At 70.3% G+C, this 6,516-nt stretch carries 6 protein-coding genes and 1 pseudogene; 1 reads left to right on the top strand and 6 read right to left on the bottom strand.

Annotation, left to right across the window (positions count from 1 at the left end; all coding sequences use genetic code 11):
• Nucleotides 1-79: 79 nt before the first annotated feature.
• The 5 genes from ACFXOA_RS11385 to rpsB all read right to left on the bottom strand — a co-directional run bounded on the left by ACFXOA_RS11385 (nt 80) and on the right by rpsB (nt 4,612).
• Nucleotides 80-1,165: a phosphatidate cytidylyltransferase gene (locus ACFXOA_RS11385; protein WP_385025115.1), complete on the bottom strand. Its 1,086-nt coding sequence runs from the start codon at nt 1,163-1,165 to the stop codon at nt 80-82.
• The gene (frr, locus tag ACFXOA_RS11380) at nt 1,165-1,722 is read right to left on the bottom strand and encodes a ribosome recycling factor (RefSeq protein WP_031100531.1); all 558 of its coding nucleotides are present in this window, start codon (nt 1,720-1,722) and stop codon (nt 1,165-1,167) included. The genes ACFXOA_RS11385 and frr overlap by 1 nt, the downstream gene beginning before the upstream one ends.
• A 106-nt stretch (nt 1,723-1,828) precedes the next feature.
• The gene (pyrH, locus tag ACFXOA_RS11375; protein ID WP_362555085.1) at nt 1,829-2,605 is read right to left on the bottom strand and encodes a UMP kinase; all 777 of its coding nucleotides are present in this window, start codon (nt 2,603-2,605) and stop codon (nt 1,829-1,831) included.
• A 159-nt stretch (nt 2,606-2,764) separates the two neighbouring features.
• Nucleotides 2,765-3,601 carry a translation elongation factor Ts gene (gene tsf, locus ACFXOA_RS11370; protein WP_385025111.1) on the bottom strand — a complete coding sequence of 279 codons (837 nt, stop codon included), beginning with the start codon at nt 3,599-3,601 and terminating at the stop codon, nt 2,765-2,767.
• A 99-nt stretch (nt 3,602-3,700) separates the two neighbouring features.
• Complete coding sequence (rpsB, locus tag ACFXOA_RS11365) at nt 3,701-4,612, bottom strand: 30S ribosomal protein S2 (protein ID WP_365521390.1); 912 nt, start codon at nt 4,610-4,612, stop codon at nt 3,701-3,703.
• 200 nt (nt 4,613-4,812) lie between these two features.
• Here rpsB and ACFXOA_RS11360 point away from each other — a divergent pair.
• Nucleotides 4,813-5,682, top strand: a pseudogene (locus ACFXOA_RS11360) (peptidoglycan DD-metalloendopeptidase family protein); the annotation flags it as partial.
• A gap of 158 nt (nt 5,683-5,840) precedes the next feature.
• Here the strand turns inward: ACFXOA_RS11360 and ACFXOA_RS11355 are convergent.
• A complete protein-coding gene (locus ACFXOA_RS11355) occupies nt 5,841-6,407 on the bottom strand; it encodes a TetR/AcrR family transcriptional regulator (RefSeq protein WP_385025133.1) in 567 nt (188 codons plus the stop codon).
• Nucleotides 6,408-6,516: the final 109 nt, after the last annotated feature.

The raw sequence follows: 6,516 nt of genomic DNA, 5'->3' as shown, positions 1-6,516 counted from the left end.
GCCGCGGTGGGGTCGTCCTGGGGGGGGGGCCCCCGATACGACGCGGCGGCCCCCACGGTCGCTGATGACGGCCGGGCGGTCAGCCCGAGCCGACGAAGAGCACCAGCAGCAGCCAGACGACCGGGGCGCTCGGCAGGAGCGAGTCGAGCCGGTCCATGATGCCGCCGTGACCGGGGAGAAGGGTCCCCATGTCCTTGATGCCGAGGTCCCGCTTGATCATGGACTCGCCGAGGTCTCCCAGCGTGGCGCTGGCGGCGACCGCGAGGCCCATGAGGAGGCCCTGCCACCAGGTCCCGTCGTCGATCAGGAACTGCATGCACAGGGCACCGGCCACCGTCGCGAAGCCGACGGCGCCCAGCAGGCCCTCACGGGTCTTCCCTGGGCTGATGCGCGGGGCGAGCTTGTGCGTCCCGAAACGCCAGCCGACGGCGTACGCACCGGTGTCGCTGACCACTGTGAGCAGCAGGAAGGTGAGGACACGCCACGCGCCGTCGTCCGCGGTGAGCATCATCGCGACGAACGTCGCAAGGAACGGTACGTAGAACACGGCGAAGACACCCGCCGTGACGTCCTTGAGGTATCCCTCGGGCGGTTCCGTCATCCGCCAGACGAGTACGGCGAGGGCGGTGAGCGCCATGGCGACCCACGCTCCCTCGGCCCCGCGCACGTAACCGGCGACCACCATCGCGGCGCCGCCGACGGCGAGCGGCACGAGCGGGGCGTCGATGCCCTTGCGCTCCTTGAGCCGGGAGGTGAGCTCCCAGAGCCCGACCACCACGGCGAGGACGACGACGCCGACGAAGACGGCCTTCACGATGAAGAGGCCACCGACGACAAGGGCGCCCAGACCGACCCCGACCCCTATGGCGGCACGCAGATCACGCCCCGCGCGCTTCTTCTGCGGCGGGGACGGCATCGGGGTGGACATGGGCTCCTGCGGCTTCTCGTCACGGAACAGGGGGCCGCTGACGCGCGCGGCGTCCCCGTTCCGGTCGTCGCGGTCGTCTGCGTCTCTACCTGCGTCGGGAACGTCCGGCACGATGGGCATGGGCCGAGTCTGCTGGGCGGCGTGCACATCGTATGCAGGACCCGCCGGAGCGGCCCCCATCTCGGGCGCGCTCCGGTAACCGGCTCCCTGCGGGGCGCCCCAGGAAGAGTCGTTCATCAGACTTCGAGCAGCTCGGCTTCCTTGTGCTTGAGCAGCTCGTCCACCTGCGCGACGTACTTCGCGGTGGTGTCGTCGAGCTCCTTCTCCGCGCGGCGGACCTCGTCCTCGCCGGACTCCTTGTCCTTGACGAGCTTGTCGAGCGACTCCTTGGCCTTGCGGCGGATGGAGCGGATCGAGATCTTGGAGTCCTCGGCCTTGGTCTTGGCGACCTTGATGTACTCCTTGCGGCGGTCCTGCGTGAGCTCGGGGAACGTCACGCGGATGATGTTGCCGTCGTTGCTCGGGTTGACGCCGAGGTCGGAGTCGCGGATCGCCTGCTCGATGTTGCGCAGCGCGGTCTTGTCGAACGGGGTCACCACGGCCATCCGGGGCTCCGGGACCGAGAACGAGGCGAGCTGGTTGATCGGGGTCAGCGCGCCGTAGTAGTCCGCGACGATCTTGTTGAACATCGCCGGGTGCGCACGGCCGGTGCGGATCGCGGCGAAGTCCTCTTTCGCGACCACGACGGCCTTCTCCATCTTCTCCTCGGCCTCGAGGAGGATTTCTTCGATCACCACGTGCTCCTGCGTGTCTTGAGCGGACCCGGCATCGTCGGATCCTGCGTCGCGTCCTCACCTGCACGGTGTCCGACCGGCAGGCCGTTGTCCATCTTTCGGGCCGTCAGGCCCGGGTGCTCTCGTCGCTCACCAGCGTGCCGATCTTCTCACCCTTGACCGCGCGGGCGATATTGCCCTCCGCGGTCAGCTCGAAGACGAGGATCGGGAGCTGGTTGTCACGGCAGAGGGTGATGGCGGTGGCGTCGGCGACCTTGAGGTCCCGGGCGATCACCTCGCCGTACTCCAGAGCGTCGAACTTCACCGCGCCGGGGTTGGTCTTCGGGTCGGAGTCGTAGACCCCGTCCACCCCGTTCTTGCCCATCAGCAGCGCCTGCGCGTCGATCTCCAGTGCGCGCTGCGCCGCGGTCGTGTCGGTGGAGAAGTAGGGCATCCCCATACCGGCACCGAAGATCACGACACGGCCCTTCTCCAGGTGCCGGACGGCACGGAGCGGGATGTACGGCTCCGCGACCTGGCCCATGGTGATGGCGGTCTGGACGCGGGAGTCGATGCCTTCCTTCTCCAGGAAGTCCTGCAGCGCCAGGCAGTTCATGACCGTACCGAGCATGCCCATGTAGTCGGACCGCGCCCGGTCCATGCCGCGCTGCTGGAGCTCGGCGCCACGGAAGAAGTTGCCGCCGCCGATGACGACGGCGATCTCCGCGCCGTCGCGTACGACCGCCGCGATCTCGCGGGCGATGGCGTGCACGACGTCGGGGTCGACACCGAGGCCGCCTCCGCCGGCGAAGGCCTCGCCGGACAGCTTCAGCATGAAGCGCCCGGAAATCGTGCCGTCGTCGCGCTTGTGGTCACCCTGTGTGGCGTCCGCGCCCTTTTCCATGGAAATTCTCCTCGTGCACATACGAAGAAGGCCATTGCCGGTGGGTCTGGTGTCCCTCAGCGGCAATGGCCTCCTCGTCAGATCTGCGGTCGTCCGGCATGAGTGCGGCCGTCGACTGCACTAGACCCTATCGGGGTCCACCGTTGTTCGCGGACGGACTCAGATGCCGACCTTGATACGCGTGAAGCGCTTCAGGGTGACACCGGCCTCGTCCAGGACCTTCTGGACCGACTTCTTGTTGTCCAGCGCGTACGGCTGGCCGAGGAGGGTGGCCTCCTTGAAGAAGCCGTTGACGCGACCCTCGACGATCTTCGGGAGGGCGGCCTCGGGCTTGCCCTCGGCGCGCGTGGTCTCCTCGGCGACGCGGCGCTCGGCCTCGACGACCTCGGCCGGGACGTCCTCGCGGGAGAGGTACTTCGGGGCGAAGGCGGCGATGTGCTGGGCCAGACCCTTGGCCAGCTCGGCGTCGGCCTTGTCCAGCTCGACCATGACACCGATCTGCGGGGGCAGGTCGGGCATGGTGCGGTGCATGTAGACGTGCACGAAGGCGCCCGAGAACTGCGCGAAGCGGTCCAGGACGATCTTCTCGCCGAGGTTGGCGTTGGCCTCGTCGACGTACGCCTGCACGGTCTTGCCGGGCTCGATCTCGGAGGCGAGGAGCGCCTCGATGTCGGCCGGGGAGGTCGCGGCGACGTGGGCGGCGAGCGTGTTGGCGACGGCCTGGAACTTGTCACCCTTGGCGACGAAGTCCGTCTCGCACTTCAGCTCGAGCAGGACGCCGGACGTCTTGTCCTCGGAGACGAGGGAGACGACGGCGCCGTTCTCGGCCGAACGGCCCTCGCGCTTGGCGACGCCCTTCTGGCCCTTGATGCGGAGCGCCTCGACGGCGCCGTCGACGTTGCCGTCGGCCTCGTCGAGGGCCTTCTTGCAGTCCATCATGCCGGCGCCGGTGAGCTCGCGGAGCTTCTTGACGTCAGCGGCGGTGTAGTTCGCCATGAGTCTTTTTCTCTCTCGAAGTCTGAAAGATCTACGGGTGAACGGCGGGGGCGGTGCCAGTGCACCGGCCCCCGCCGTCATTCAGCCGTGACTGACGGGTCAGGCCTGCTCGGCGTCCGCGGCCGGAGCCTCGGCAGCGGCCTCGGCCTGCTCGGCGGCGACGGCGGCCGGCTTGGCGTCCTCGTCGGCGTCCTTCTCGGTCTCGGCGGAGGACTGGACCTCGTCGGCCTTCTTGTCGCCCTCGAGCAGGTCGCGCTCCCACTCGGCGAGGGGCTCGCCGGCGGCCTTCTCGCCCGGCTTCGAGTCGCCCGTGGCGGCACCGGAGCGGGCGATGAGGCCCTCGGCGACGGCGTCGGCGATCACGCGGGTGAGCAGGGTGACGGAGCGGATCGCGTCGTCGTTGCCCGGAATCTTGTAGTCGACCTCGTCGGGGTCGCAGTTGGTGTCGAGGATCGCGACGACCGGGATGTGGAGCTTGCGCGCCTCACCGACGGCGATGTGCTCCTTCTTGGTGTCGACGATCCAGACGGCGCTCGGCACCTTCTGCATCTCGCGGATACCACCGAGGGTCTTCTCCAGCTTGGCCTTCTCGCGGGAGAGGACCAGGAGCTCCTTCTTGGTGAGGCCGGAGGCGGCCACGTCCTCGAAGTCGATGAGCTCGAGCTCCTTCAGACGCTGAAGGCGCTTGTAGACGGTGGAGAAGTTGGTGAGCATGCCACCGAGCCAGCGCTGGTTGACGTACGGCATGCCGACGCGCGTCGCCTGCTCGGCGATGGCCTCCTGGGCCTGCTTCTTCGTACCCACGAACATGATGGAGCCGCCGTGGGCGACGGTCTCCTTGACGAACTCGTAGGCGCGGTCGATGTACGACAGCGACTGGAGCAGGTCGATGATGTAGATGCCGTTGCGCTCGGTGAAGATGAAGCGCTTCATCTTCGGGTTCCAGCGACGGGTCTGGTGACCGAAGTGGACGCCGCTCTCAAGCAGCTCCCGCATCGTGACGACGGCCATGGCCGTACTCCTAGGTGTTCTCGGTTCTCGCGACCGCAGGATTGCTGTCGCGCCTGACGCCCCGACGCGCCGTGCCACAAGGGACCGAGGAGCGCGGCCACCGTCCGCGAAGAGGGAGGTGGCGGGGCGTGCGAAGTCGACCCGGTGACCCGGATCGCCAGAAGAAGTGTACGGGACCCGCCGGGTGCCGGGTGACGGCGATGTCCACAACGCCCCGCTCGTCCACAGATCCGGACCTTGATCCCCACGGACACCCGGGTCCGGGAGAGCGTTCGGTCATGCGCCGCACACCGGAAGTCACCACGTTCCCGCGTCTCGCAGCCCTCACGGCGAAGGCCCTTACGGCCCGGGCTCTCACGGTCAGGGCCCTGACGGTTCGGGCCCTCACGGTCCGAGCCCCGATGGCGGTGGGGGCCCGCGCGGTGAAGGCCCCCGCGGCACCGACGGGTCCCGCGGGGGCCATGACATCCGTGGGGCCTTCGGCCGGTGCACCTCCGGGTGCCGCTCCGGCGATCACCGCCCCGCCGGGCTCGGTGGCCCGTCGCCGGGCACGGCCGGGCGTCCTGCCGCCGCGATCCCGGGCTCCGCTCATGGGACCCATCCGGTGGGCCGCCCTCCTGCTGGCTGCCTCGCTCCTCTGCCTGGCGGGTCCCGCCGTGGCAGGACCCGCCACCGCGCCGGCCAGAGCGGAGGGGGCGAGAGGGGTGACCGGGACGGGCCGTACGGGAGCCGCCGCGGAGGCGCGGGACGAGGGACGCGTGTGGCCGATCGCCGGCCGGCCCCTCGTCGTACGGGGCTGGGAGCCGCCCGCGGGTCCCTACGGGCCCGGTCACCGGGGTGTCGACCTGGCGGCGCCCGCGGGCACCGTCGTGCGGGCGGCGGCCACGGGGCGGGTCGCCTTCGCGGGCCGGGTGGCGGGGCGAGGGGTGGTCTCCGTCGACGTCGCCGGGACCGCGGGGGACGGGGAACCAGCGCTTCGGGTCACCTACGAACCGGTGCGGGCGGAGGTGTCCGAAGGGGACGAGGTGACCGCGGGCCAGGCGGTGGGGGTGACGGAAACGGGGCCGTCGCACTGCCTCTCGGGCTGCCTGCACTGGGGGCTTCGGCGCGGTGGGGTCTACCTGGATCCCCTGTCACTGCTGCCACCGTCACTGCTTCGGCGAGGGCCCTCCAGGCTGCTGCCGGTGTTCGGCGTGCCCGTCCCGGGGACGACGCCCGGCGCGCGCCTTCAGCCGCGTGCGCCGAGCACCCCGCGCAGGACCATGGCCACGGCGGTGTCCGCCACGGTGCCCGGCTCCTCCGCCGCCCCGAGCTCGATCCTGCGCACCGCGGCGTCCACCGAACCCTGCAGCAGCATGGCGGCCAGCCTCGGCTCGGCGTGCCCGAGGTCGGCCAGAGCCTCGACGATCATGGCGATCAGGCCGCCGTGGGCGGCACGGATCTTCTCCCTCGCGCCGGCGTCCAGCTCGCTCGCGGAGATGGCGACCACGGCACGGTGGCGGCGGTCTCCCACCAGGTCGAGCTGCCGGCGCACATAGGCCTCGATCTTCGCCTCGGGCGTCCCGGCGCGCGCCATCGCCCGCTCGACCTCGGCGGCCCACACGGGGAAGTCGACGGCGCAGAGCTCCTCGACCACGGCCGCGCGGGACCGGAAGTACTCGTAGACGGAAGACCTCGCGAGGCCGGTGCGCTCCGCGAGGGCGGGGAAGGTCAGCGCCTCCGTACCGCCCTCGGACAGCAATGAGCGTGCGGCGTCCAGGAGGGCGCCGCGCTGCATGGTCCGGTGCTCGGCCACCGAGGCCGCTCGAATCCTGGGCACGCCTCCACAATACGGCGGGACCCCCCGGACGGAAGGTCCGCGTCGGTGATCCGACGGCCGGGGCAGAGCGTGCGGCCGGGCGGGG

This window comes from Streptomyces sp. NPDC059166 (assembly GCF_042755185.1).
GTDB lineage: Bacteria > Actinomycetota > Actinomycetes > Streptomycetales > Streptomycetaceae > Streptomyces.
Note: the sequence above shows the minus strand (reverse complement) of the source record. Positions and strands in the feature narration are given on the sequence as shown.